24 protein-coding genes and 2 riboswitches are annotated in these 24,876 nt (G+C 47.2%); of the genes, 7 read left to right on the top strand and 17 right to left on the bottom strand.

The window, feature by feature from the left end:
* Positions 1-14 precede the first annotated feature (14 nt).
* The 15 genes from purB to V7728_RS18840 all read right to left on the bottom strand — a co-directional run bounded on the left by purB (position 15) and on the right by V7728_RS18840 (position 16,230).
* Positions 15-1,307 (bottom strand): adenylosuccinate lyase, encoded by a 1,293-nt coding sequence (gene purB / locus V7728_RS18910; RefSeq protein ID WP_007408896.1) that lies wholly within the window; start codon positions 1,305-1,307, stop codon positions 15-17.
* Positions 1,307-2,488, bottom strand: coding sequence for a 5-(carboxyamino)imidazole ribonucleotide synthase (purK, locus tag V7728_RS18905; protein WP_059366750.1), 1,182 nt, complete (start codon positions 2,486-2,488; stop codon positions 1,307-1,309). Before purK ends, purB begins: the two co-directional genes overlap by 1 nt.
* Positions 2,442-2,930, bottom strand: coding sequence for a 5-(carboxyamino)imidazole ribonucleotide mutase (purE, locus tag V7728_RS18900; protein ID WP_007609846.1), 489 nt, complete (start codon positions 2,928-2,930; stop codon positions 2,442-2,444). Before purE ends, purK begins: the two co-directional genes overlap by 47 nt.
* Positions 2,931-3,062: 132 nt before the next feature.
* Positions 3,063-3,164, bottom strand: a riboswitch (purine riboswitch).
* 78 nt (positions 3,165-3,242) lie between these two features.
* Positions 3,243-3,440, bottom strand: coding sequence for an NETI motif-containing protein (locus tag V7728_RS18895; RefSeq protein ID WP_003155772.1), 198 nt, complete (start codon positions 3,438-3,440; stop codon positions 3,243-3,245).
* The gene (locus V7728_RS18890) at positions 3,437-3,991 is read right to left on the bottom strand and encodes a DUF2179 domain-containing protein (RefSeq protein WP_007609840.1); all 555 of its coding nucleotides are present in this window, start codon (positions 3,989-3,991) and stop codon (positions 3,437-3,439) included. The genes V7728_RS18895 and V7728_RS18890 overlap by 4 nt, the downstream gene beginning before the upstream one ends.
* 121 nt (positions 3,992-4,112) lie before the next feature.
* Positions 4,113-4,286: a Fur-regulated basic protein FbpA gene (locus tag V7728_RS18885; protein WP_012116994.1), complete on the bottom strand. Its 174-nt coding sequence runs from the start codon at positions 4,284-4,286 to the stop codon at positions 4,113-4,115.
* 138 nt (positions 4,287-4,424) lie between these two features.
* A complete protein-coding gene (locus V7728_RS18880; RefSeq protein WP_099566467.1) occupies positions 4,425-5,207 on the bottom strand; it encodes a hypothetical protein in 783 nt (260 codons plus the stop codon).
* 197 nt (positions 5,208-5,404) lie between these two features.
* Positions 5,405-6,727 carry an NCS2 family permease gene (locus tag V7728_RS18875; protein ID WP_007408891.1) on the bottom strand — a complete coding sequence of 441 codons (1,323 nt, stop codon included), beginning with the start codon at positions 6,725-6,727 and terminating at the stop codon, positions 5,405-5,407.
* A 131-nt stretch (positions 6,728-6,858) separates the two neighbouring features.
* A riboswitch (purine riboswitch) is annotated at positions 6,859-6,960 on the bottom strand.
* Between the two features lie 122 nt (positions 6,961-7,082).
* Positions 7,083-8,522, bottom strand: coding sequence for a DUF4179 domain-containing protein (locus V7728_RS18870; protein WP_099566466.1), 1,440 nt, complete (start codon positions 8,520-8,522; stop codon positions 7,083-7,085).
* The gene (locus tag V7728_RS18865; protein WP_099566465.1) at positions 8,504-9,037 is read right to left on the bottom strand and encodes a sigma-70 family RNA polymerase sigma factor; all 534 of its coding nucleotides are present in this window, start codon (positions 9,035-9,037) and stop codon (positions 8,504-8,506) included. Before V7728_RS18865 ends, V7728_RS18870 begins: the two co-directional genes overlap by 19 nt.
* Before the next feature lie 104 nt (positions 9,038-9,141).
* A complete protein-coding gene (guaA, locus tag V7728_RS18860) occupies positions 9,142-10,683 on the bottom strand; it encodes a glutamine-hydrolyzing GMP synthase (RefSeq protein ID WP_007408887.1) in 1,542 nt (513 codons plus the stop codon).
* Between the two features lie 163 nt (positions 10,684-10,846).
* Complete coding sequence (locus V7728_RS18855) at positions 10,847-13,054, bottom strand: DUF4129 domain-containing transglutaminase family protein (RefSeq protein ID WP_099566464.1); 2,208 nt, start codon at positions 13,052-13,054, stop codon at positions 10,847-10,849.
* Between the two features lie 18 nt (positions 13,055-13,072).
* Positions 13,073-14,257: a DUF58 domain-containing protein gene (locus V7728_RS18850; protein ID WP_099566463.1), complete on the bottom strand. Its 1,185-nt coding sequence runs from the start codon at positions 14,255-14,257 to the stop codon at positions 13,073-13,075.
* The gene (locus V7728_RS18845) at positions 14,257-15,219 is read right to left on the bottom strand and encodes an AAA family ATPase (protein ID WP_007408884.1); all 963 of its coding nucleotides are present in this window, start codon (positions 15,217-15,219) and stop codon (positions 14,257-14,259) included. Before V7728_RS18845 ends, V7728_RS18850 begins: the two co-directional genes overlap by 1 nt.
* 138 nt (positions 15,220-15,357) lie before the next feature.
* Positions 15,358-16,230: a cation diffusion facilitator family transporter gene (locus tag V7728_RS18840; protein ID WP_099566462.1), complete on the bottom strand. Its 873-nt coding sequence runs from the start codon at positions 16,228-16,230 to the stop codon at positions 15,358-15,360.
* Positions 16,231-16,616: 386 nt separating this feature from the next.
* Between V7728_RS18840 and gabP the strand changes: the two genes are divergently transcribed.
* From gabP to V7728_RS18820, 4 genes are all read left to right on the top strand, one after another.
* Positions 16,617-18,002 (top strand): GABA permease, encoded by a 1,386-nt coding sequence (gabP, locus tag V7728_RS18835; RefSeq protein ID WP_007408881.1) that lies wholly within the window; start codon positions 16,617-16,619, stop codon positions 18,000-18,002.
* 107 nt (positions 18,003-18,109) lie between these two features.
* Positions 18,110-19,648, top strand: coding sequence for an outer spore coat copper-dependent laccase CotA (gene cotA / locus V7728_RS18830; RefSeq protein ID WP_025284363.1), 1,539 nt, complete (start codon positions 18,110-18,112; stop codon positions 19,646-19,648).
* Between the two features lie 204 nt (positions 19,649-19,852).
* Positions 19,853-20,062 carry a cold-shock protein gene (locus tag V7728_RS18825; protein WP_007408879.1) on the top strand — a complete coding sequence of 70 codons (210 nt, stop codon included), beginning with the start codon at positions 19,853-19,855 and terminating at the stop codon, positions 20,060-20,062.
* A 98-nt stretch (positions 20,063-20,160) separates the two neighbouring features.
* Positions 20,161-20,319 carry a hypothetical protein gene (locus tag V7728_RS18820; RefSeq protein ID WP_003155794.1) on the top strand — a complete coding sequence of 53 codons (159 nt, stop codon included), beginning with the start codon at positions 20,161-20,163 and terminating at the stop codon, positions 20,317-20,319.
* Between the two features lie 30 nt (positions 20,320-20,349).
* Here the strand turns inward: V7728_RS18820 and V7728_RS18815 are convergent, their stop codons facing one another.
* Together V7728_RS18815 and V7728_RS18810 are read right to left on the bottom strand one after the other, a co-directional pair.
* The gene (locus V7728_RS18815) at positions 20,350-21,396 is read right to left on the bottom strand and encodes a TolB family protein (RefSeq protein ID WP_043021619.1); all 1,047 of its coding nucleotides are present in this window, start codon (positions 21,394-21,396) and stop codon (positions 20,350-20,352) included.
* Between the two features lie 65 nt (positions 21,397-21,461).
* The gene (locus V7728_RS18810; RefSeq protein WP_007408877.1) at positions 21,462-21,830 is read right to left on the bottom strand and encodes an RlpA-like double-psi beta-barrel domain-containing protein; all 369 of its coding nucleotides are present in this window, start codon (positions 21,828-21,830) and stop codon (positions 21,462-21,464) included.
* Between the two features lie 363 nt (positions 21,831-22,193).
* On the opposite strand from V7728_RS18810, the gene V7728_RS18805 reads away from it, so the two are divergent.
* From V7728_RS18805 to rsiV, 3 genes are all read left to right on the top strand, one after another.
* Positions 22,194-23,234 carry a 2,3-butanediol dehydrogenase gene (locus tag V7728_RS18805; protein WP_007408876.1) on the top strand — a complete coding sequence of 347 codons (1,041 nt, stop codon included), beginning with the start codon at positions 22,194-22,196 and terminating at the stop codon, positions 23,232-23,234.
* Between the two features lie 188 nt (positions 23,235-23,422).
* Positions 23,423-23,920 (top strand): RNA polymerase sigma factor, encoded by a 498-nt coding sequence (locus tag V7728_RS18800; protein ID WP_003155802.1) that lies wholly within the window; start codon positions 23,423-23,425, stop codon positions 23,918-23,920.
* Positions 23,920-24,780: an anti-sigma-V factor RsiV gene (rsiV, locus tag V7728_RS18795; protein WP_012116981.1), complete on the top strand. Its 861-nt coding sequence runs from the start codon at positions 23,920-23,922 to the stop codon at positions 24,778-24,780. Before V7728_RS18800 ends, rsiV begins: the two co-directional genes overlap by 1 nt.
* Positions 24,781-24,876: the final 96 nt, after the last annotated feature.

The raw sequence follows: 24,876 nt of genomic DNA, 5'->3' as shown, positions 1-24,876 counted from the left end.
CCGGCTGGCTTCTTCTATAAACCTAAACGCTCAAAGATCAAGTCGACGTTTTTCAAATGATAATTGTAGTCAAAGCAATCGGCAATCTGTTCCGGTGTGAGACGGGACGTGATTTTTTCCTCCGCTTCGACAAGCTGGCGGAACGGCACTTGTTTTTCCCATGCTTCCATCGCTTTCGGCTGAACCGTGTCATATGCTTCTTCACGAGGCAGACCCGTGTCGATTAAAGCAAGCAGCACGCGCTGAGAATAGATCAAACCGAGTGTGCGGTCCATGTTGCGTTTCATATTTTCCGGGAATACCGTTAAGTTTTTGACGATATTGCTGAATCGGTTCAGCATGTAATTCAGCGCGATTGTCGCGTCAGGAAGAATGATGCGCTCAGCTGATGAATGAGAAATATCACGCTCATGCCATAACGGTACATTTTCGTATGCCGTCAGCATGTACCCGCGGATCACGCGCGCCATGCCCGTCATATTTTCCGACCCGATCGGATTGCGTTTATGAGGCATAGCCGATGAGCCTTTTTGTCCTTTTGCAAAAAACTCTTCCACTTCACGTGTTTCACTCTTTTGCAGACCGCGGATTTCCACTGCGAATTTTTCAATGCTCGTCGCGATCAAAGCCAGTGCCGCCATGTAATCCGCATGTCGGTCGCGCTGTAATGTCTGAGTGGAAATCGGCGCCGCTTTCAGGCCGAGTTTTTCACAGACATACTGTTCTACGAACGGATCAATATTTGCATATGTGCCGACCGCGCCGGAAAGCTTCCCGACTTCGATCCCTTCTTTTGCCTGCTTGAAACGTTCAAGGTTGCGTTTCATTTCTTCGTGCCAAAGCGCGAGTTTCAGGCCGAATGTCGTCGGTTCCGCGTGTACGCCGTGCGTGCGGCCCATCATGACCGTGTATTTATGTTCTTTCGCTTTTTCTTTTATAATGTCAACAAATCTCTCAATGTCCTTGAGCAAGATCTCATTCGCCTGTTTTAATAGATAGGAAAGAGCGGTATCCACGACATCTGTTGACGTCAGGCCGTAGTGAACCCATTTTCTTTCTTCGCCTAATGATTCTGAAACCGCGCGGGTGAATGCAACGACGTCATGGCGCGTATCCTGCTCGATTTCCAAAATGCGGTTGATGTCGAAAGACGCGTTTTCGCGCATGACTTTGACGTCTTCTTTCGGAATGACGCCAAGCTCAGCCCAGGCTTCACAGGCTAAAATCTCGACTTCCAGCCATGCCTGGTATCTGTTTTCGTCCGTCCAGATCGCGGACATTTCAGGTCTTGAATAACGTTCGATCATTATGCTCGTCCTCCGTCTCTTTTCATCCATATGTTCGTGATGTCCTGAATCCATGTTTCATCAGGCTTCCGCAAAAATGTCATATGCCCCATTTTGCGGCCTTTTTTAATCTCATGTTTTCCGTACAGGTACAGTTTGGCTTCCTTTAAAAGCTCCGTATGCTCCTCCGCAAGCTTCACTTCATCACCGAGCAGATTCACCATCATTCCCGGTTTGAGAAGATCGGTTCTGCCGAGAGGAAGTCCGCAGACCGCTCTGATATGCTGTTCGAATTGGCTCGTTTCACAAAGGTCGAGCGTATAATGCCCTGAATTGTGAGGACGCGGAGCCAGTTCATTAATCAAAAGGTCTCCGTCTTCCGTGACGAACATTTCCACCGCAAGGGGCCCGACAAGTTCCAATTTCTCCGCGAGCTGAACGGCAAGCGCCTCTGCCCGCTTTTGAACCGTTTCCTCCGCTCTCGCGGGTACGATGCTTTGGAACAGAATATTATTTTTGTGGATATTTTCAGCAGCCGGAAAGGTTGAAATCTCACCGTGCACCGATCTCGTCACGATAACGGAAAGCTCCATCCGGAACGATACCCAGCTTTCAAGTATGCACGTGCCGTTTTCTAACAGCGCAGCCGCTTCATCTGTCTGTCCTTCTTCCTTAATGACAAATTGGCCTTTGCCGTCATATCCGCCGCGGCATGTTTTCAGCACCGCCGGGAGCCCCAGTGCCTGAACGGCTTCCTCAAGCTCCCGTCCGCTGTTTACGATACGATACGGCGCGACTTGACAGCCTGCTGACTGGATCGCCTTTTTTTCCGTTTCCCTGTTTTGGGTGATGAGCAGCAGCTCACTTCCCTGGGGAAGATATGCATGTTCTTTGAGCCAGTTAAGCGCCTCGTAATCGATATTTTCAAATTCGTAGGTAATGATGTCACTGACTCCGGCCAATTTATGAATCGCTTCACGGTCATTGTACTGGGCGGTAATCTCAATATCGGCGATCTGTCCGCATGGCGAGTCTTTCACGGGATCGACGACAGCGACTTTATAGCCCATCTGTTTTGCGGCGACAGCCATCATTTTTCCGAGCTGTCCGCCTCCGATAATGCCGATGACGGCGCCGGGGTAAATCGTTTTTTTATCAGACAAGCTGATCACTGCTTTCCAGCACCGTTTGTTTTGTCGCATTTCTTCTCGCCTCTAGTTTATCCGCAATGTCATCGTCAAATGCCGACAAAATTTGCGCGGCTAACAGACCCGCGTTCACTGCGCCCGCTTTCCCGATCGCCGTCGTCGCGACCGGCACGCCGCCGGGCATCTGTACGATAGACAGAAGAGAATCAAGCCCGTTAAGCGATTTTGTCTGAACCGGTACGCCGATCACCGGCAGCGTCGTTTTGGCCGCCGTCATTCCCGGCAGATGCGCCGCTCCTCCGGCTCCGGCAATAATGACTTTTAAACCCCTGTCTCTGGCGCTTTCTGCATATTCAAACATCAAATCAGGCGTCCGGTGCGCGGATACCACCTGTTTTTCATAAGGAATGTGAAGTTCGTCAAGTATGTCGCATGCATGTTTCATTGTCTCCCAATCGGAGGTGCTTCCCATGATGATTCCTGCTAGCGGCTGCATTCTGTTCCCACCTTCTCATGCTTTGTTTTTCAGAAAAAAAAGCCCGGCTTATATTGCAACTATGAGGAAGCAATACAAACCGGGCATGGCGCGCGTATCGTCAGTCGTTCGCTTCTGCGATATCCATGTCAGCTGTTTATCACTTTCCTGCATAGTCCGGCCGTTTACGGCAGCCGGGTAGAAACTTATGGGCCATATTCCCAAGATTATATGAGGTCGTGTTTTGATTTCATGTTTATCTTAACAACGGACTTGGATAATGTCAACGACATTATCGAACGATATAAAAATTCTTTCTTTTAATGTTCGTGTTTAGATCAATTTCCCTTCAAATACGATTTTTTTCCCGCAAGGAACGACTTGAATTGATCCATTTTCTTTCTTTTCTGTAAAGATCGGCTCTTCCATCCGCCGGACGGGCATATAGCCCTCTTCCTTCATTAAAGTGAGAATGGTGTCAATCGTTTCATGTTCCGTTACTTCAAACCGTTTCTTTTTTGGCTTTGTCATTCCTTAATTCTCCTCTTCTTCACTGCTTTCACCCAGAATCCGCCATGGATCGTTTTCGGCTCAAAGGCGATCATAAACGCTTTTTCATCAAGCGTTTTAATCGTATCATAAAGCTGAAGCTCATATTTGCGCGGTGTCAGTATCTGCATGGCGGTCCGGTCTCCTTCAAGTCCGCCCGCAACCCAGCTTGTAACCCCGTATCCTTTTTCCCGGAGCTGTTTCGGCAGGTCCAGATCGAGCTCCTTCGTAATGACGTTGACTGTAATATAGCCGAGCGCCAGTTTTTCTTCAATTTTCATTCCCACTATGACGCCGAGGCCGTAGCCGAGTGCATAGGCAATGACGTTTTGAATTTGATTCAGATTGCCGAGCACGAGACTCAGGCCGGTCACATACACAAGGATTTCAATCGTACTGATGCCCGCGGCGAAATAGCGCTGTCCCTTTAATGTCAGAATCATCCTGATCGTAAAGAAAGAGACATATATAATGTTAATGATGAGAATAATGAGAACCATACCTATACTGTTGGATAAAATCGTCTGCATCATTGATTCCCCCTCCTCTGATAATTTGAAAAGCCAATCTTTCAATTAAGGATAGTTTACCCTCTTTTGATCATTTTCAAAAGAAAAAAAAGCCCGCCCCGCAAGGCAGACTTTCAAGCTCTTATCAGTGAAGCTCGGCTTTTTTCAATCGTTTGACGGCTTCATATTCCTTCTCAAGCTCACTCAGCGTGTATCCGGACAGTTCCTGAACATGGTTTTGGTAAAACCCTGAGCGGATCAGCTTTGTCCTCAGATGCTGTTTTTTCCGATTAATGGCTTCTCGCAACAACGGGGCCATCTTCATCATCCCTTTCCGAATCATAAAGAGTAGTGCCGCTTTCGAATTGCTGTTGCTCTCATCATATCTCGGCCGGGTCTTCAAAACAACACGCTTTATTAGAAAAATTTGTAAACATTGTGAAAGACAAATTTCGACTTATAAAGGGATCAGCGAAGCAGTAAAGTACTCTGAAATGAGCGGCCATGTCACAGCCGTAAAAATGAGCATGATGATGACCGCCGCGGAAATACAGTACATCACGTCAGCCGCAGGCTTTTCAGCCGATTTGTAAAGAATCTGCACAAACTGCACCATCGCCGAGGCGGCCAGAAACAAGGTCAGCGCCGTAAACACCACGGTGATGACCGGCAGATTCAATATCGCGAAAATCATCCACACGATAGAGCTGGCGACAGCCGGAACCAAAAGCGATCCGACCCCCGCGGCCGCATCCCGCATCGTGATTTTCTGTTTCATCATATAGCGTGATACAAGCCAGACCGCGCCGGCCGCAGCGGCAAAAAAGACGAGCGTATACACGAGAACGACGGTAAAGCCGTCAAAAAACGTATGATGCCGCTCCCCGTATCCGAGAGGCCTTTGCTGGCTTGCCCTCAGCTGAAACCAATTTCCGATTGAGAAAAAGATACTGAATACAAGCATTGAAATAAGAGCATATTTAAAGCGGGAAAAGCCGTCTTCCCCAACGACCTTCACCGGTGATGTCAAAATGCGCAGCGCGAAACGGCAATAGCGTTTGACCGCGGCCCATGCAGAAGCGAGTTTTTCCGTAAAAGCCGGAGCCGGGCGCCGTTCCTTATCTTTTTTCTTTTGCTTTTGATAACGTCCCGCATTTCTGGACATTCTCGACAGCGGTTCTTCATCAGTCCCCTGATGCTGTTTTTCTTCTTCCAACGTTTCTTTTCTTTCTTCCGTCATGTCAGCAACTCCTATCAAAAAAATACGGCGGAATTTGTTAAACAAGAAAATAAAACACTTATATAAGGTACCGAAGCGTCCTTAAACAGTCAAGCGGTTTTCTTCACCCGGACACCCACATGACGTTTTATAGTATGTATTGGTTTTACGGAATAGGACAAAAACAAAAAACCGGCTTAACTCAGCCGGTTTTTCCGTTATTTCAAGAAGATGAAATACAGGATAAAGATGACGAACAGCCCGTACATAATCGGGTGAACGCTTTTTCCTTTTCCTTTGCAGATCATTGTAATCGGGTAGAATATAAAACCGATCGCAATCCCCGTCGCAATGCTGTACGTCAGCGGCATCATAATCATCGTTAAGAATGCCGGCACAGCCACCTCGAATTTATCCCAGGCGATCTTCCCGAGCGGCGCCACCATCAGCGCGCCGACAATAATTAAAGCCGGAGCCGTCACATTCGTGGTGACAACTGACAGAAGCGGCGAGAAAAACATCGCCAGCAAAAAGAGAATGCCCGTCACAACAGCCGCGAAGCCGGAGCGCGCCCCCGCCGCAACGCCTGAGCTGGATTCAACATAAGAAGTCGTTGTGGACGTACCGAGTACGGCTCCGATAACGATTGATGTTGAATCCGCCAGAAGCGCTCTTCCCGCACGCGGAAGTTTGTTTTCCTTCATCAGCCCGGCCTGTGTCGCTACAGCCACCAGCGTTCCGGCCGTATCGAAAAACCCGACGAACAGGAACGTTAAAATGACAATCAGCATTTGGACGGAGAAGATATCCGGAAGATGCATCCACGCCTGTCCGAAAGTCGGCGCAAGACTCGGCACGCTGCCGACAATGTGCGTCGGAACCGGAATCAGTCCGCAGACCATGCCGGCAACCGCCGTCAGAAGCATTCCGATAAATACGCCGCCGTTTACGCGAAGCACCATCAGAATGACCGTCACAATAACACCGAAAACCGTCAGCAGCACAGGGCCGCTGTGAATATTGCCGATAGACACCAAAGTCGATGAGTTCGCTTCAATAATGCCCGAACCCTGCAAACCGACAAATGTGATAAACAAACCGATACCCGCGCCGACCGCCAATTTCAGCTCAGGCGGAATCGCATTAATGATTTTTTCCCGCAGTCCCGTCAGCGAAAGCGCCACGAAGATAATTCCGGAAATCAAGACGCCGGAAAGCGCAGCCTGCCATGAAATCCCCATGCCGAGTACGACAGAGAAAGCAAAAAACGCATTTAATCCCATACCCGGCGCAATCGCGATCGGATACTTTGCAATGAGCCCCATTAAAATACAGCCGGCCGCAGACGCCAAGGCTGTAGCGGTGAACACCGCGCCCTGATCAATTTTTAATGCTTCGGGAAATCCTTTCACACCGTTTAAAGACAATGTCAGCGGATTGACGAACAGAATGTACGCCATTGACAAAAAGGTCGTTAAACCGCCGATGATTTCATTACGATAGCTTGTCCCCAGCTCATCAAACTGAAAAAATTGCTTCAAGCCAATTGCCTCCTTCATTCTCTCCCATTTATTCTGCCCGTTATCCGCCAAATAAAAAACGCCCCAAATACATTTGGGACGCTTGACTACATACGTTCAGTCTGAATAAATAAGAATGGATTATTTATATCAAACGATTGAGATTGATCCGTAGTCAAGCCATTTACGGTAGCTTGGTAGAAACTTGCGGGCCATATCCCCGCCATTATACGATATCTGCATATTTGATTTCTGAGTCTATTGTATCAATTCAATTTTGAAAACTCAATAAAAAAACGAACAATCCCGTTAAAAAAATTTGGTTTATTCGTTAATTGACCAAAAATGGAAGACGGCAAAAGCCGCCTTCCCGACATCATTTTCCGTCAGCAGGCCGAACCGGCACCGCGAATGTGATCCCCTTATCATCCGCCAGCAAGTTCATAACCGTTTGATTGACGTACAAAGCGTATGAATCGAATGAAAAATCGCGCAACGAATAGTCTTTATCGGATGAATCATCTAATTCAAAAACGGATTCCATTTCACCCGTTTTAAGATTCGTGACTTTCGCCTTATTTCCTTTCAGATAATAGCCTTTTTTATACTCATTAAGCGATGGCCAGGTTTTCATTTTTTTCGTATTGCCGAGACCGATTGATTCACCGACATTCATCAGCTGATCTTTATCCGTTTTGCTTACATCAATTCCGCTGAATTGATAATCGACAATTACCCGTCTGCCTTGCTGTTTGATCTTTTTGATGGTGATGCCGACATGATGATGTTTCGTTTTATAACTGACGGGCAGTTTTGTTTTCAGAGGGACGATTTCTCCAGGCTCTGATTCTGATTTTACATCGCCCGTTATGAAAAGTGTTTTCGCTTTCGGGTCTATCGGTTTGCTGAATTGAGTTTGGCCGCGTATTCTTTTCCCGCCGCCGGGAAGGTTCTTTCTGCTGCCAAGTTCAATATTCGACATCGTCATTTCATAATGGTTTCCGGCATCATCTGATGCCTCGTAAATCGAGATGGCATCATTTTTAGCTGCATCTTGAAAGTCGACTGAATACAGGAGAGCCGATCCCGTCGTTCCGTTTTCCGCCCGGATATCGAAAAAGCGGTATAACCCGTTTACATTCACAGCTTTCGTTCCTTCAAGAGAAACGGACTTTTGTTTTTTAATCGGGAGTGTAAAGCGCCAGTTTCCGGGAATATCCTTGATTTGTGTAATGACAAGCGGAAGCTTATCACCGTCTTTCATCTTTGGGCCGTCCGCAAAAAAGCGAAGCTGCCCCCCGTACTGCCCGTCTTTCACTTTTTTCATGCCCTGACTGTCATAATCCAAAGATAATATATTCCGGCTGTCTTTATAATCTACTTCAAAAGGAATATCCTCCTCATTAGATTTCAAATTGTCAACGGTAAAATTGTAAACGAGCTGTCCGCTGTCGTAATACACACTTTTCACTGTCACCGTGATTCCGCGTGATTCCGCTTTCTCATTCAGTTTTGTCACCAAATTGCTTTTAAACAGCGCAGAACCTGCCTTATCCTGAAATACCCTGTAAATCTGCCCGGCAACAGGGATGTTTCCCATAGCCGTATTAACGGAGGGCATGAATAAACCTGAGGACAGATACAGAATAAACAAAGCAGCAGCAACCGCGAGTCCGTTTATCACTTTTCGTCCCCATCTCCGTCTGACGGCCCCTTCTTTTCCGGCACGGACAGCGGCGCTGTGTATCACGTTTTTCAATTCAGCTTTCGGCACGTCAATGTCCTGATACAATTGCTTCATTTGATGCTTTTCCATATATGTTTATCCTCCTTTTCCAGCTCCTGCTTCAATGCTTTTCTCGCCCTGTGCAGATGCGTTTTTACAGTGCCTTCCGCCATACCGGTCTGTTCAGCGATCATAGCAATCGAGAAATCTTGAAAATAATAAAGCTGAATGGTCAGCTGTATATGTTCGTCAAGGGTTTCCAGGGCATTCCGAAGATCTATGTATTCTTCAATGTTCTTATTCTCCGCGCGTGTATCGTGTTGCTGCTCAAACGGGATGACGTCTCCGTGCTTTTTCCTCATCGCAAAAATCGTATGAAGCAAAATCCGGATCAGCCACGTTTTAAAATATTTCGGCTCCTTCAGCTGCGCGATATGAAGAAAAGCCTTGTAAGCCGTTTCCTGAACAGCGTCCAGTGTATCTTCCTTATGATGCAAATAGAGATAAGCTGTTTTATATAAAGTCTCCTGATGAGCTGTGATCAGTTTTTCAAAGGCTGCGGCATCACCTTTTTTCGCCTTTTTGATCAATCGTTCTTCCTTCACCTTATCCACCTCCTATGCTGTTAGATATGAATCAGGGCAAAACGGTTTCAAAAAGATGAAAAAAAAACGCCTCTTTTTTAAAAGAGACGTTTTTTTATCTTCATTTATTCCCACTCAATCGTTGCAGGCGGCTTGCTCGTAATGTCATACACGACGCGGTTGATGTGTTTCACTTCATTGACGATCCGTGTCGAAATCACTTCAAGCACATCCCAAGGGATACGCGCCCAGTCAGATGTCATGCCGTCAATTGATGTTACGGCACGGATACCGATTGTGTAATCATACGTTCTCGCATCTCCCATGACGCCTACGCTGCGGATATCAGGAAGAACCGTGAAGTACTGCCAGATGTCGCGCTCTAGGCCGTGGTTCGCCACTTCTTCACGAAGAATCGCGTCTGATTCACGAACGATCTCAAGTTTTTCTTCCGTTACTTCGCCGAGTACGCGGATGCCAAGTCCAGGGCCCGGGAACGGCTGACGCCATACGATATCATCCGGAAGGCCGAGCTCTGTGCCGAGCGCGCGCACTTCGTCTTTGAAAAGGGTGTTCAGCGGCTCGATCAGTTCAAACTGCATATCTTCAGGAAGTCCGCCGACATTGTGATGCGATTTGATCGTTTGCGCCGTTGCAGTACCGCTCTCGATAATATCCGTGTAAAGCGTTCCTTGCGCAAGATAATCGATGCCTTTCAGCTTGTCCGCTTCATCATCAAACACGTAAATGAATTCGTTGCCGATGATTTTGCGTTTTTGCTCTGGATCAGAAACACCTTTCAGCTTGTTTAAGAATCTGTCTTTCGCATCAACTTTAATGACATTCATATTAAAGCCTTCGCTGAACGTTTTCATGACGCCTTCCGCTTCGCCTTTACGGAGAAGGCCGTGATCTACGAAAATACAAGTCAGCTGGTCGCCGATCGCTTTATGAATCAAAGCAGCCACAACAGAGGAATCAACACCGCCGCTTAGCGCGCATAGAACCTGCTTGTCTCCGACTGTTTCGCGGATTTTTTGCATTTCGATTTCGATAAAGTTTTCCATTGACCATTTGCCTTCACAATCGCAAACGCCGAATACAAAGTTTTTCAGAAGATCATTGCCGTATTCAGAGTGGCGCACTTCCGGGTGGAACTGAACGCCGTACCAATTCTTGTCCGCTTTGCTCATCGCTGAATTCGGGCAGTGATGGCTTGTTGCGTCAACAGTGAAGCCTTCAGGAACTTCTACAACCAAATCGCCGTGGCTCATCCACACAACCTGTTCTTCCGGAAGATCTTTGAACAAGTCAGGAGTTCCTTGAATCTGAATGTTCGCTTTTCCGTATTCGCGCTGGCTTGCCGCCTCGACTTTTCCTCCGAGATAATGAGTCATCAGCTGCATGCCGTAGCAGATGCCTAATACAGGAATATCGAGTTCAAAGATTTTTTCGTCACAGCGGAAAGATCCTTCATCATATACACTGTTCGGTCCGCCTGAAAGGATAATTCCTTTTGGATTCATTTCTTTGATTTCCTCAGCTGTCAACGTATGGGGGTGCAGCTCGCTATATACGCCAAATTCACGGATCCGGCGGGTAATCAGCTGGTTATACTGACTGCCGAAATCAAGAACAAGAATCATTTCATTCACTAACTTCGTCATGGTTGTCACCTAATCTCCTCTAAGTTTTTGACACAGAAAAAACGGAGGACAAACGTTCAGCCCTCTGTCGCGCAAGACTTGTACGGAAGCCCGGCTTTTTAACGCTCCCGGGCTCCCATTTAACATTCATTTATTCTAACAACAGGACGATATGCGGTCAAGACTATCTTGTTTTAATTATATTTTCCCACAACTGTCCCGATTCATTCCAAAGCTTTGCGGCATTATCCCTGCGGTATAAGGCCCGCTCATAGAGCAGCGTCAGCTCGGACATGTCGTTTGTATGGTGCGCCTCGTCAATCCTCGCAGCAAAATCGCGCAGTGTTTCTCCGTCTCCCCTGCTGAATCCTTTTCGTTTCAGCTGGCGGAGCAGCGCGGCATATGCGTCGAAAAAGACGTCTTCATCCGTACGCCGCTTCAATCTGGCTGCTGTAACGTGCGGAATCCAGCGCGTCCGGAGCAGCCAGGCGAGTGCCGCCGCGGCTGAAATCACGATGACGATGGCTGCATACGACCATAGCTGTGCCGCGGTTTTGTTGCGGATCACAGGCTGCGGTGCCGCGCTGTGATCCCGCTTTTTCGGTGTTTCCTCTTTTTCCGGCTTTGTTTCCTGACGCTGCTTGTCAGACGGTTCATCCGAATTTCCCGCTGAGCCTCCGCTGTCTTTTGCCGCGGTATGATTTTGCTCTGACGTAAACTCCGTCGGATTGGTGAAGCCTTTCGTCGGCTCAAACGTCACCCAGCCCTGATCGGGAAAATACACTTCTACCCACGAATGGGCGTTGTTGTTTGTGACTTCATAAATGTGGCCGTTATGGTCGCCTGCCCCTTTATATTCGCCGGATGTATAGCCCTTCACCCAACGGGCGGGAATTCCCGCAGAGCGGAGCAGCACGGCCATTGCCGATGAAAAGTTATCACAATATCCTGTTTTCGTTTCAAACAGAAATTGATCGACATAATCCTGATTGTGCTCCGGAACCGCGACATCCTGTGTATTATACGAAAATGCGGAAGATCCGAGATAATCCTCGATCGCCTTCGCTTTATCGAACATATTATGATGATCCCGCGTCAGTCTGTCCGCAAGCTGTCTCACTCTTTTCGGAAGGCTGTCGGGGACCTGTAAATACCGGTCATTGAATTGATTCTGCTCACGGTATCGTTTCACTTTCACTTTTCTGAGATCATTCAGCTTAAAGACGGGCGCCTGAAAAGTCACCGTGTACCGTCCCATATTGCGGATGTTGCCCACTTGTTCACTGACCGGCGTAATTTGCTCGGTGTTTCCGTTCATTTCAAGCTGAATCGAGTGCTTCGGTTTAATATTGGAGACGCCGATCGGATACATGACGTGATTATAGAGATAATTCTCATCAATGGACACCTGTGCCGTATACCGTCTCGTCTGCACACTCCGGTCAAACCATATATCTTCCACGTTGCCGCCGTTCAGTTTATAGGACATGCCCTGATCGGTCTCCACCCAGCCTTTCCCCGTGTATGTATCCTTCGTTTCCACCCGGAAGTACGCCCGTTCTTTTCCCTTCCATGTGAAAACCGGCGTATCATCCTGCTGAAAAGGGCCGCCCAATGTTTCATCATGATTGCCGTAGCCGATTTTGCTTTCGGCGGCGGGCACTTCTTTGTGGTTTGTTATTTTTTTAAGAAACGGCACGGGGTCCGGCCAGTTCGGGTCTGATTTCGGAGCCGCCAGACCGAACACGACGGAAGCGCAGATAAACAGCATCAGCGGCAGAAACCATTTGAGTATCAATCTTTTTTTAAACGCTATGTGTTCCGTAAGCCGGATGCGCTCCATATACAAAAGCCCCATCATCAAAAAGCCGATAAAGACGATCCGGATGACGGCGTACGCGGCATCATAAGGAGTAAACGTATCAAGCACGGTGATATACGCCACCGTCATGATAAAAAAGAATAATATTTTCCGCTGATAGATCACCCAGTAATGCAGCAAATACACGAGCAGCCATAAAAGCACAAAAAACAGCAATGTGCGGAATGACGGATTCATATCATTCCATCTTCCGGTCCCGATGTGGCGGGCATTTTGCATCACGTCCCGCAAAAAAGAAACGAGCCATTCCGGCTGAAAAACCGAACCTTTATAAAACAGGATGTGAATACTGATCAACGTAAACAGAATGCAGGACGGCACGGTGACGTACCACCTCATCCGGAAGAATGACAGCAGAAATGCCAAACCGATAAAAACGATGAAAAAACCGGTATGTTTTGTATCTGTAAAATTGTGCAGCGGCCTGAGCCATTCCCATAACAATAAAAAAGCGAGAAAATAAAACAGCAGCAGACTCAGCCTGCTTCCCTGGTTCTCGTCATGCGGCATGGCGCGCCACCTCTCTTTCTAAACAACATGGGACACCCGTTTGTCCCTGATCATTTGCACCTTAATATTTTTTTGAGCGAAGATGAGAGCGAGTTTCCGTTCTTTCTCCGAAAGCGCGGCATTCGTTTCTTTCGCCAAAAACACCGTCATGTCAGCACGGCCGGGCTCAGCCTGTTTGAGAAGGTCTTCTGTAAGACTGCCCGTCACGACGGCAATGGAAGCTTTGCGGACGCGCGGATCCGCCAGCTCTTTTCCTAAACGCCCGCCTGCATCGGCTTCTTCCGATTCTGAAGCTGATGCCAGGTAACGCAGCATCTTTCTGAAATGCCGGTCTCCCTCCCGGACGGGAAATACGGTCCGGTCGCTCCCCAATGAAATAAATCCTGCGGGAGAGCCCTTCACAAGCGCCGTGTAAAGCAGGGATGCCGAAGCTGATACCGCGGCTTCAAACGATGGGGACGGCCTGCAGTCCAAAAGGAGAATCATATTCACACTCTGCAGCGGGTCAAATTCCTTCGTCATCAGCTCATTTCGCCGCGCCGATGTTTTCCAGTCAAGTGCGGAAAACCGGTCGCCCGGCTGATAATTTCTGACGCTCGCAGCCATTGCGGAGCGGTGTACCTGAAACGGAGCGCCGGCAGCCGCACCCTCTTCTCCGGATGAGACCTGCGGCTTATAGTGAACAGACCCGTACGCCGGGAAAACCAGAACCGTATCCGTAACGGAAAACGACGCCGTCTTGTCCAAAAGCCCGAGAACATCTCCCGTCCGCACTCTTATCGTATGTAAATGATGCTCTCCGCGCGGCACCTGCGGCAGCTCATATTGTAACGTCAGCTTCCTTTGAAACCACGGAAACACGAGCTGTTTCGCACTGCGCCTCTCGCCAAGCGTTTCCGGCATCACATCTTCAATGACCATATATGTCAGCGGAAACGGCAGGCGCCTCGTCAGCCTGATGGTGACAGACAGCCTGTCGCCTGAGGTTAACTGGGCAGAGGACACGTCACGCGTCACCTGAAACGCCCGCAGCGGGTACACAGCGACCAGCCCGGCGTAAACGGTAAACGGCAAAAACGCATAAAATAAAAACCAGCTCACAAATCCGCCCTGAAACATGGCATAAGAAAAGACAGCCGCCGTCAGTACGGCCAACATAAGCAGCTTCCAGCCATATAGAAGCCAATGCATCTTCTTTCTCATTAGCGGACCGACATCCTTTGAACGGGGACTTTTTCCGTTTGCATGATGTCTTCTATAACCGCTTCCGGGGTCACATCGTTAAATTTCGCCTCGGCGGTCAAGATCATTCTGTGCGGCAGCGTATACGGAGCCAAATACTGGACGTCATCAGGAATGACGTAATCGCGGTCATGAAGCAGCGCGTACGCCTGCGCGGCTTTCATTAATGAGATTGAACCGCGCGGACTTACGCCCAGATGTACGGACGGATGCCGGCGGGTATGCTGAGTAATGCCGACGATATACGCTTTAATTCCATCATCCACCCGCACCTGCTCCAATTTTTGCTGAAGGCTGATAAACTGTTCTTTAGAAATGACGGGCTCGATTGTTTCAAGCGGATTGCGCCCTTCCTGCAAAGACAGAACTTGAAGCTCTTCCTCGGCAGTCGGATAGCCCATGCGCAGCTTAAATAAAAACCGGTCAAGCTGGGCTTCGGGAAGCGGATACGTTCCTTCATATTCAACCGGGTTTTGTGTGGCCATGACGAAAAACGGCTCAGCCAGCCGCATTGTCTTTCCGTCAATCGTAACATTCCCTTCCTCCATTGCCTCAAGCAGGGAAGACTGCGTTTTCGGAGAGGTTCTGTTAATTTCATCAGCCAGCACGATATTCCCCATGATCGGTCCAGGGCGGTATTCAAATTCCATCGTTTTCGTATTATAAATAGAGACACCCGTCACATCTGACGGCAGAAGATCCGGCGTGAACTGAATCCTCTTAAAGTCAGCTCCGATCAGCTTGGCCAAAGCGCGGACCATCATCGTTTTTCCGACTCCCGGCACGTCTTCCAGCAGCACATGCCCTTTTGCGAGAATGGCGGCCAGACTGAGTATGGCGATATCCCGTTTTCCTATGATGATGTTTTCAATATGCTCAACGGCTTTCTCCAGCAGCGGATGCAGCTCTTCTTTATAAGCCATTCTTCTCCTCCTAGTCATCTCTCAAATTTCAATTATCGTAACCTAACTTTACCACAAAATATAAACAGTATAAAAAAACGTTTCCAGCGAATTGTTTCCAGTCTGAAAAAGGAAAAAGCTCCCTTTAGAAAGGAAGCTTTATTTCAGCTGGAGAGGCTCCATATGAACGTGTGAATGGTCAATGGCATGTTCCTCTTTCATCTTGCGTTCTACCTCATTTGCGATCTCATGACTCTCTTTAATGTTCAGATCTGACGGCACTTCAATGACGACATCAATATGAACGGAGCTGCCCAGATATCTCGCTTTAATATCTTTTAAACGGCTGACGCCCGCAATCTGTTCAATCGTCTTTTTATAATCAGAAATATGTTTGACATCAAAACCGTCAGTCAGCGAATGAGAGGATTCCTTAAAAATATCCCACGCGGTTTTGCAGATGATCAGCCCGATGATAAACGCGGTAACCGTATCCACCCAAGCCAAATGGAACTGTGAAGCAAAAATTCCGATAAACGTGCCGATACTGACGAGCGCATCTGATTTATTATCAGCGGCCGCAGCTGAAAGGGCCTGGCTGTTTACCTTTTTCGCAAGCCCTTTCGTATAGCGGCAGACCATCAGCATCACCACGGCGCTCCCCGCGGCCGTCCAGGCGGCTATCATATCCGGTGTTTCCTCTTTAACGGAAAAAATAGATTGCGCGGCGCTGAACAGCACTTGCATTCCGACAAGCATCATAATAATGGAAGCAATGAGTGACGCGACGGTCTCCGCCCGAAAATGGCCGTAAGGATGATCTTCGTCAGGAGGTTTCTGAGAGATGCGCAAACCGATGAAAACAGCCGCGGATGCCACGATATCAGTCGCATTATTTAAACCGTCGGCCTGAAGCGCTTCTGAGTGAAACAAATAACCGATCACAAGCTTCACAGCCGACAATGCCGCATATGCGCCAATACTGACAATCGCTCCGGTTTCGCCTTTTTTCAATTCATGATATCTCTCCACTGAAAATCCTCCTTCCCGTTCAATTTTTCCTTCATTATCATACAAAGCGAGGACACAGTGGGTCTATAGAAACATGATTCACTTTCCACAGAAAAATAGTAAGCATGGAACATTTATGCGCTCAGGAAACTTATTTTCATTCACAAAACCCCTCTCATCCCAATCGTATCAAGGATTCTCGCCAACCCATGTTCATGGAATTATTTTCAAAACCATTAAAACACAGAAATAACAGAAAATTATTTCTTTTCCTTCCGGCACCTTCTGCTGTACGGACGAGAAAAAATGTCATATTTTCTTACATCATTTTCAACTGCCTGTGGCATTTATGATAGAATAATACTTGTCGGAATATTCAGCATAAACAAACCAAAAGGAGGCAAAGAATGAATCAGCCTAACTCTTTATCAAAGGGATTAAAAACCCGGCATATGACTATGATTTCAATTGCCGGCGTGATCGGCGCCGGATTATTTGTCGGAAGCGGATCCGTCATTCATTCCACCGGACCCGGAGCGATTGTCTCCTACGCTTTAGCAGGATTATTAGTGATTTTTATTATGAGAATGCTGGGGGAAATGTCCTCCGTCAACCCGACAAGCGGTTCGTTTTCACAGTACGCGCATGACGCCATCGGTCCTTGGGCCGGTTTTACGATCGGATGGCTGTATTGGTTTTTCTGGGTCATCGTCATTGCCATTGAAGCCATTGCAGGCGCCGGAATCATACAGTACTGGTTCCCGGGCATTCCGTTATGGCTGACGAGTCTGCTTCTGACCGTGCTGTTAACACTGACGAATATTTATTCAGTTAAATCGTTCGGCGAATTTGAATACTGGCTTTCCTTAGTGAAGGTAGCGACGATCGTTGTCTTCTTAATCGCGGGATTTGCGTTCATTTTCGGAATCGTCCCCGGCAGCAAACCGGTCGGGCTGGAAAATCTGGCGGGCAGCGGCGGATTTTTCCCTAAAGGTCCAAGTTCCGTTCTGCTCGGCATCGTCGTTGTCATTTTTTCTTTCATGGGATCTGAAATCGTCGCAATCGCAGCGGGAGAAACGTCAAATCCGGTCGAATCCGTCACGAAGGCGACCCGCTCAGTCGTTTGGCGGATCATTATTTTTTACGTCGGTTCCATTGCGGTTGTGGTCACACTGCTGCCGTGGGATTCAGCCAATATTTTGGAAAGCCCCTTCGTTGCCGTTTTGAGCCATATCGGGGTTCCCGCAGCCGCTCAAATCATGAATTTCATCGTCCTGACAGCCGTTCTGTCCTGCCTGAACTCCGGGCTTTATACGACGTCACGGATGCTGTATTCACTGGCAGAGCGAAATGAAGCGCCGCGGCGTTTTATGAAACTGAGTAAAAGAGGCGTACCGGTTCAAGCCATTATCGCCGGCACCTTTTTCTCCTATATTGCCGTTGTTATGAACTACTTTTCTCCCGACTCCGTATTTTTGTTCCTGGTCAATTCATCAGGGGCGATCGCACTGCTCGTCTATCTCGTCATCGCCGTCTCACATCTGAGAATGAGAAAGAAAATCGAACGGACAAACCCTGAATCTCTTAAAATCAAAATGTGGTTCTATCCGTACTTAACCTACCTGACGATCATCGCCATTTGCGCCATCTTGTTATCTATGCTGTTTATCAGTTCAATGCGGTCTGAATTTCTGCTGACAGGATTTATTACTCTGCTGGTACTTGCCTCCTATGTATTCCGCAAAAAACAAAAACCGAAAGAGAGCGCCTCCGAAAGCCGGATTGCGCAATAACCGCAAACACCCCCCTCAAAAAGGGCGGGTGTTTTTTTAACCAACCTGTTCCAGGCAGCATTAACTGTAGTACAGGATTTCAATAAATGATAAGGACAGGATGAAAAATGGCACTAGAAAAATTTGCAGATGAACTGCCGATTATCGAAACACTCCAGCCGCAGAAGAAATCAGACGGCAGCACGTATTATGAAGTCACCATGAAGGAATGCTTTCACAAGCTGCACCGCGATCTCCCGCCGACCCGGCTGTGGGGGTATAACGGTTTATTTCCCGGCCCGACGATCGACGTGAACCAAGATGAAAACGTCTATATTAAATGGATGAATGACCTTCCGGATAAGCATTTTCTGCCCGTGGATCATACCATTCACCATTCAGAAAGCGGCCATCAGGAACCCGATGTCAAAACCGTCGTCCATTTACACGGAGGAGCAACGCCGCCGGACAGCGACGGCTACCCGGAAGCATGGTTCACAAAGGATTTTAAGGAAACGGGTCCTTATTTTGAGAGAGAGGTATACCATTATCCAAACAAACAGCGCGGGGCTCTGTTATGGTATCACGATCACGCCATGGCGATTACGAGGCTCAATGTGTACGCCGGGCTTGCCGGGATGTATATCATCCGCGAGCGAAAAGAAAAGCAGCTGAAGCTTCCCTCCGGAGAGTACGACGTACCGCTTATGATTTTGGACCGCACGTTAAATGACGACGGTTCCTTGTCTTATCCGAGCGGGCCTGCTACCCCTTCTGAAACGCTGCCCGACCCTTCCATCGTCCCGTTTTTTTGCGGAAATACCATTCTCGTCAATGGTAAAGCGTGGCCGTATATGGAAGTTGAACCGCGGACATATCGTTTCCGCATCCTTAATGCCTCCAATACGAGAACATTTTCTCTCTCGCTCAATAACGGCGGGAAGTTTATCCAAATCGGTTCTGACGGCGGGTTGCTTCCCCGCTCTGTCAAAACACAATCTATCAGCTTAGCCCCGGCAGAGCGGTATGATGTGCTCATCGATTTCTCCGCCTTTGACGGAGAACATATCATTTTAACGAACGGCACCGGCTGCGGGGGCGACGCCGATCCGGATACAGACGCCAATGTGATGCAATTCCGCGTCACAAAAGCGCTGAAGGGAGCAGACACAAGCCGGAAGCCTAAATATCTTTCAACAATGCCTAATGTGACATCAAAGAGAATACACAATATCAGGACGCTTAAACTTACAAATACGCAAGACAAATACGGCCGGCCCGTTTTGACGCTGAATAACAAGCGATGGCATGATCCTGTGACAGAAGCGCCGAAGCTCGGCACAACGGAAATCTGGTCGATTATTAATCCGATGGGGGGAACCCATCCGATACACTTGCACCTTGTTTCCTTCCAAATCCTTGACCGGCGTCCTTTTGACTTAGAGCGTTATAACAAATTCGGCGACATTGTGTATACAGGCCCCGCCGTCCCGCCTCCTCCAAGTGAGAAAGGCTGGAAAGATACCGTGCAGGCGCACTCGGGAGAGGTCATCAGAATCGCGGCGACCTTCGCTCCTTACAGCGGACGCTACGTATGGCACTGCCATATTTTAGAACATGAAGATTACGACATGATGAGACCGATGGACGTCACGGATAAGCAGTAAACAAATATCACCCCTTTTAGAGAAGGGGCTTTTTTATTTATCCAAAAAGAAAAAATAAGAAGACACTTATTTGCATATACTGTAATAACAGGAAGACGATGCACCCTCATTGGAAATCTGGATAGAAAAAGGAATTAGGAGATTAGGGAAAAGTATGAGACAATGAAGGAGTGCACGAAAATTCATAAGGGAAGAAGTGACTTTATGTCTTACTACAACAAACGTAATCAGGAACCGCTGCCTAAAGAAGATGTCAGTACGTGGGAATGCACAAAAGAGGACTGTATCGGCTGGAGCAGAAAGAATTTTGCCGGCAGTGATACCCCGACTTGCCCCCTTTGCGGCAGTAAAATGATCGACGGCGTCCGTTCGTTGGTAAATCTCCAAAACAATAATCAAACGGCATCAAGTTAGACCTCCCTTTTACGAGTCTCAACATAGAGAAGGCCTCCATGTCTCATGAGAGGCCTTTGCGATATCATGTCCTTTTATGATGCAAAGGAGCAATGAACATGAAAAACGATCGGCAGCAGAAAGATCTGAAGGAAATGGCAAAACGGCGGAAAATGAACCTTGCCGCACAGTCATTCATCGAAACGCTTCATTTTGCCGTTCCGATTCTCCGTTTTTTCAAATGGCTCGCCTCAGCCGCAGCCAGCTTTGTTCATTAAAAAACACCCAGCGGGCGCTGAGTGTTTTTTTCATGATTGGATGACGGAAAAACTGTTGATAATGCCGTTGTCATTTTCCCAGACTTTTTCGCATTTTTTCGTATCCAAATGATAAGCATAAATGGTCCGGACCTTCGCATTCCGCCCCGTTTCATCCTTCAGGCGCTTAGCGCCTTTTGCTTCCGCCATGAAATAAATGATGCTGCCGTCTTTAGAAAACTGAGGCTGGGCATCAATCAGCGGAGCGAAGTCCTTCCCGTTTGAGATAATCGTTTCATCTTTTTTCGTTTTGACATTCATCAGACGGATGGACGCTTTTTGTTCCGTCCCTTTTTGGGTATAAGATGTAAAGACAAGGTTCTTTCCGTCCGGTGACACCGCCACGTCGCTGATAAACTGTTCAAGGTTTGTCAAATCCTGAAGGTGTTCGCCCGCTCCTGCTGCAAACCGGATATTCGTCGGTTCAGGGTCAATCCCCTTCTCATTTGCCTCATCCGTTTTTTGATAATCCTCTTTTACGGAATAATGCAGAAGCGCAAAATCGTTTTGGCTCCGGTTATAAAAGAAGCTGCTTACACTGTCATCTTTCTCATCGGCGGCGGGATACAGATTTTCATAACGTTTCGTTTTCAAATCAAAAGATGCGAGACGGAAAATATCTTCATCCGCTTTTCCGAGACGGAAATAAATGTGCGTCAGATCCTTTGATAAAAACAGACTGTCAGCGCTTGCCGTTCCTTTATAAAGCACCGTCTTCTTTTTCGTCTTCAGATCAAGCTTATAGAGACGCATCTCATTTTGGTCATTATTCCCGACAAAATAGAGCACCTGATGGGCGTCATCCAGCGCAAACGCCGGATATGCCGAAAGCTTTTCCTCGTACAGCACGCGGCCGTCCTTGTAATATTTCGTCATCAGATCTTTGTCTGTAATGGAAACAAGCAGCTTGTCATGGCCGCCGGAGACAACGGCTTTCCCGCCGCCGTCGCTTTTTCCTTTAATCAGTAAAACGGACGCGATGACCGCCGCCGCCAAAACGGCAGCCAGCAACATCCAGATCCATCGTTTCTTCTTCATTATCAATCTCTCCGTCAATCAGAAAAAGCAAGAATCAGTGTCCTTGCTTTTTAAGATGGTCTATTTTAATAGCTGTAGTGTCCGGATACTCTTCCTTTGCTTAATGGATATCCGAGCGCTTTGAACGCTTTCGGGCTGACATCCAATACGGCATTCGGCAGACGGCCTACATCATTTTTGTATACGGTGATAACCTTTTTCGGTTTTGCTTTCGCATAAGCTCTGATTTTCGTTCCGTTTCTCGGAACGTCAAATCCTAATTTTGTCGCGCAATCCCAGTGTCCCAGTTTTTTACCGGAAGATCCTTTTTTACCGACTCCATTATACCATGTAATATTTCCGTTCACTTTTTTAGCGCTTGCATCAGAAGAGTAACTGATCGCTCCCAGCGTGCTTCCTGCTAAAATCAATAAGGCTAAGAATAACTTCTTCAAGCTTTCGTCCTCCTGATTCTTTATTCTAGGCAAAATTATACACCAAGAAGACGATTATAATATTTCAATCACTTTACATGTTCATTACAACGTGATGAGACATGCACATAACGATGGCACAATTTCCCGTTCTATATAATTCCATGGTAAATTATACTACAAAATTTAATTCATTAGCGTTATAATATTCATAGAGTATTTCTGCATTCAATATGGACTTTTTATAAGGCCTATTGATAGTTGCATAATATGATATATTTTGAGAAATCAGGCTTTAGGAAGCAGGCACTTTATTCCTTTTAACCGTGGTTCATATTGATCATGTACCTATACTCGTTTCAATCAGACTAGGAGTGATAATCAATGAAAGCGGCAAGATGGCACAATCAAAAAGACATTCGAATCGAAAACATTGATGAACCTAAAGCAGAACCGGGTAAAGTCAAAATTAAAGTCAAATGGTGCGGGATTTGCGGAAGCGACCTTCATGAATATTTGGGAGGCCCGATCTTTATTCCGGTCGGCAAACCTCATCCGTTAACAAACGAAATGGCGCCCGTCACGATGGGTCACGAATTCTCAGGAGAAGTCGTTGAAGTGGGCGAAGGCGTCAAAAATTACAGCGTCGGCGACCGTGTCGTCGTGGAACCGATTTTTGCCACACACGGACATCAGGGAGCCTATAACCTTGATGAACAAATGGGATTCTTAGGCTTAGCCGGAGGCGGCGGCGGATTTTCTGAATATGTATCCGTTGACGAAGAATTGCTGTTTAAGCTTCCTGAAGAGCTTTCTTACGAACAGGGCGCACTTGTTGAGCCGTCAGCGGTAGCGCTTTACGCCGTCCGCCAAAGCAAATTAAAAGCGGGCGACAAGGCGGCAGTTTTTGGCTGCGGACCGATCGGGCTGCTTGTGATTGAAGCCTTGAAAGCGGCCGGCGCCACAGATATTTACGCGGTTGAACTTTCACCGGAACGTCAGGAAAAAGCGAAAGAACTCGGCGCTATCATCATTGATCCGTCAAAAACGGACGATGTCGTTGAAGAAATCGCTAAACGCACAAACGGAGGCGTTGATGTTTCTTATGAAGTAACAGGCGTTCCTGTCGTTCTCCGCCAGGCGATCCAGTCAACAAACATTGCCGGTGAAACGGTTATCGTCAGCATTTGGGAAAAAGGAGCGGAAATTCATCCGAACGATATCGTTATCAAAGAACGGACCGTAAAAGGCATTATCGGATACCGTGACATCTTCCCTTCCGTTCTTGCACTGATGAAAGAGGGCTACTTCTCAGCAGATAAGCTCGTCACGAAAAAAATCGTGCTCGACGATCTGATTGAAGAAGGCTTCGGCGCTCTAATCAAAGAGAAAAACCAAGTGAAAATCTTAGTCAAACCGAACTAAATCGTTTAGCTGAATAACAGACACATCCGAAAAAGAGCCGTTCCGGCTCTTTTTTTCATCTCATCGTCTTTCCTTCCTTTTCCTTTTAAAAATGATCCCCTCTGCGCAAACTATTTTTCACCCTGTCCCGTCTATCCTTAGGCAGCAGCCTATGATACGTATTTTTAAAAAAGGAGCCCTTTGAAGCAATGAAGAACGAAACAGCCAAAGCGTCGCTTGTGACGTGCATAACTGAGCGCAAGGAAGACTTTTACCGGCTGGCGTACAGTTACGTAAAGAACAAGGATGACGCGTTAGATATTGTTCAAGAATCAATTCAAAAAGCGCTGACATCGGTCGAATCCGTCAAAAACCCCGATGTGATCAAAAGCTGGTTTTATAAAATTTTAGTGCGCACGGCCATTGATTTTCTCCGCAAACAGAAAAAACTGAAAGTGATGGACGATGAAACGATCGAGTTTTTAAGCCGCGGAAAGGAAGATCACTACAAAGACACAGACCTTCACGAAGCGCTTGATGACCTGCCGCATCAATATAAAACCATTATCATTCTGCGTTTCTTTGAAGACCTGAAATTAGAAGAAATCGCGGACATCACGGGGGAAAACATCAACACCGTCAAAACACGCCTTTACAGGGGGCTGAAGCTCATGCGCATTCAGCTGACGAAGGAGGATCTTTCTTAATGGAAAAGAGATTAGAACAATTAAGAGAAGAGTATAAAAGTGTGCCCATTCCTAAGGAACTGGACAGCATTGTCGAAAAAGCCCTTCAGCAGAAACCGAAGAAAAAACGAATCGTGATGTGGCCGACATCCGCGGCAGTCGCTGCGGCCGTCTTATTTACCGCCGTTGTCAATATCAATCCGGATGCCGCACAAGCCATGTCTAAAATCCCCGTCATCGGCAAAGTCGTCCAAGCCATCACATTCACGGAGATGAAGGAAGAAAAGAACCAATCAAGCATTGATGTGAAAACGCCCGCTCTGTCCGGACTTTCCGATCATAAACTCGAAGACAGCATCAATCGGCATTATATGAAAGAAAGCAAAGAGCTGTATCAGGAATTTATGAAGGCGACCTCAAAAAGCAAAAAAGGCCACCTCAGTATTTACAGCGATTATGAAACCGTTACTGACACAGCGGATTTGATCTCAATCCGCCGTGATATCGAAAAAACACAAGCTTCATCTTATACGCAAAGCCGTTACATCACGATTGATAAAAAGAATGAGGCCGTGCTTACGTTAAAGAGTTTATTTAAAGATGACCGTTATATTAAAGTCATCAGCGAAAATATTAAAGAACAAATGAAAAAACAGATGAAAGAAGATCCGAATAAAATATACTGGGTCGAAGATGATGATATGACGGAGCCTTTTAAAGCCATCCGCGCCGACCAGAATTTTTATATTACAGATAAGCACAAACTTGTTATTTCATTTGACGAATATGAAGCGGCACCCGGATATATGGGCGTTACAGAGTTTACAATACCGACCTCCGTCATCTCCAAGCTGCTTGTCGGAGACCGCTACATCAGATAAAGAAAGAAAAAAATCCATGATATCCGCAGATCATGGATTTTTTCTTTCGTCCCGCAACAGCCAAGATGCATATGGGACCCTTTTCATATAACAGAC

This window comes from Bacillus sp. JHAA (assembly GCF_036961585.1).
GTDB classification, from domain to species: Bacteria; Bacillota; Bacilli; order Bacillales; family Bacillaceae; genus Bacillus; species Bacillus velezensis.
The sequence above is the reverse complement of the archived record's forward strand: the minus strand, read 5'-3'. Positions and strand labels throughout refer to the sequence as shown.

Excerpts from the sequence above, each read along its gene's own strand:
- purB (WP_007408896.1), bottom strand. The coding sequence starts at position 1,307 with ATGATCGAACGTTATTCAAGACCTGAAATGTCCGCGATCTGGACGGAC.
- purK (WP_059366750.1), bottom strand. The coding sequence starts at position 2,488 with ATGCGACAAAACAAACGGTGCTGGAAAGCAGTGATCAGCTTGTCTGAT.
- purE (WP_007609846.1), bottom strand. The coding sequence starts at position 2,930 with ATGCAGCCGCTAGCAGGAATCATCATGGGAAGCACCTCCGATTGGGAG.
- V7728_RS18895 (WP_003155772.1), bottom strand. The coding sequence starts at position 3,440 with ATGACAAAGCCAAAAAAGAAACGGTTTGAAGTAACGGAACATGAAACG.
- V7728_RS18890 (WP_007609840.1), bottom strand. The coding sequence starts at position 3,991 with ATGATGCAGACGATTTTATCCAACAGTATAGGTATGGTTCTCATTATT.
- V7728_RS18885 (WP_012116994.1), bottom strand. The coding sequence starts at position 4,286 with ATGGCCCCGTTGTTGCGAGAAGCCATTAATCGGAAAAAACAGCATCTG.
- V7728_RS18880 (WP_099566467.1), bottom strand. The coding sequence starts at position 5,207 with ATGACGGAAGAAAGAAAAGAAACGTTGGAAGAAGAAAAACAGCATCAG.
- V7728_RS18870 (WP_099566466.1), bottom strand. The coding sequence starts at position 8,522 with ATGGAAAAGCATCAAATGAAGCAATTGTATCAGGACATTGACGTGCCG.
- guaA (WP_007408887.1), bottom strand. The coding sequence starts at position 10,683 with ATGACGAAGTTAGTGAATGAAATGATTCTTGTTCTTGATTTCGGCAGT.
- V7728_RS18855 (WP_099566464.1), bottom strand. The coding sequence starts at position 13,054 with ATGCCGCATGACGAGAACCAGGGAAGCAGGCTGAGTCTGCTGCTGTTT.
- V7728_RS18850 (WP_099566463.1), bottom strand. The coding sequence starts at position 14,257 with ATGAGAAAGAAGATGCATTGGCTTCTATATGGCTGGAAGCTGCTTATG.
- V7728_RS18845 (WP_007408884.1), bottom strand. The coding sequence starts at position 15,219 with ATGGCTTATAAAGAAGAGCTGCATCCGCTGCTGGAGAAAGCCGTTGAG.
- gabP (WP_007408881.1), top strand. The coding sequence starts at position 16,617 with ATGAATCAGCCTAACTCTTTATCAAAGGGATTAAAAACCCGGCATATG.
- cotA (WP_025284363.1), top strand. The coding sequence starts at position 18,110 with ATGGCACTAGAAAAATTTGCAGATGAACTGCCGATTATCGAAACACTC.
- V7728_RS18825 (WP_007408879.1), top strand. The coding sequence starts at position 19,853 with ATGTCTTACTACAACAAACGTAATCAGGAACCGCTGCCTAAAGAAGAT.
- V7728_RS18820 (WP_003155794.1), top strand. The coding sequence starts at position 20,161 with ATGAAAAACGATCGGCAGCAGAAAGATCTGAAGGAAATGGCAAAACGG.
- V7728_RS18815 (WP_043021619.1), bottom strand. The coding sequence starts at position 21,396 with ATGAAGAAGAAACGATGGATCTGGATGTTGCTGGCTGCCGTTTTGGCG.
- V7728_RS18805 (WP_007408876.1), top strand. The coding sequence starts at position 22,194 with ATGAAAGCGGCAAGATGGCACAATCAAAAAGACATTCGAATCGAAAAC.
- V7728_RS18800 (WP_003155802.1), top strand. The coding sequence starts at position 23,423 with ATGAAGAACGAAACAGCCAAAGCGTCGCTTGTGACGTGCATAACTGAG.
- rsiV (WP_012116981.1), top strand. The coding sequence starts at position 23,920 with ATGGAAAAGAGATTAGAACAATTAAGAGAAGAGTATAAAAGTGTGCCC.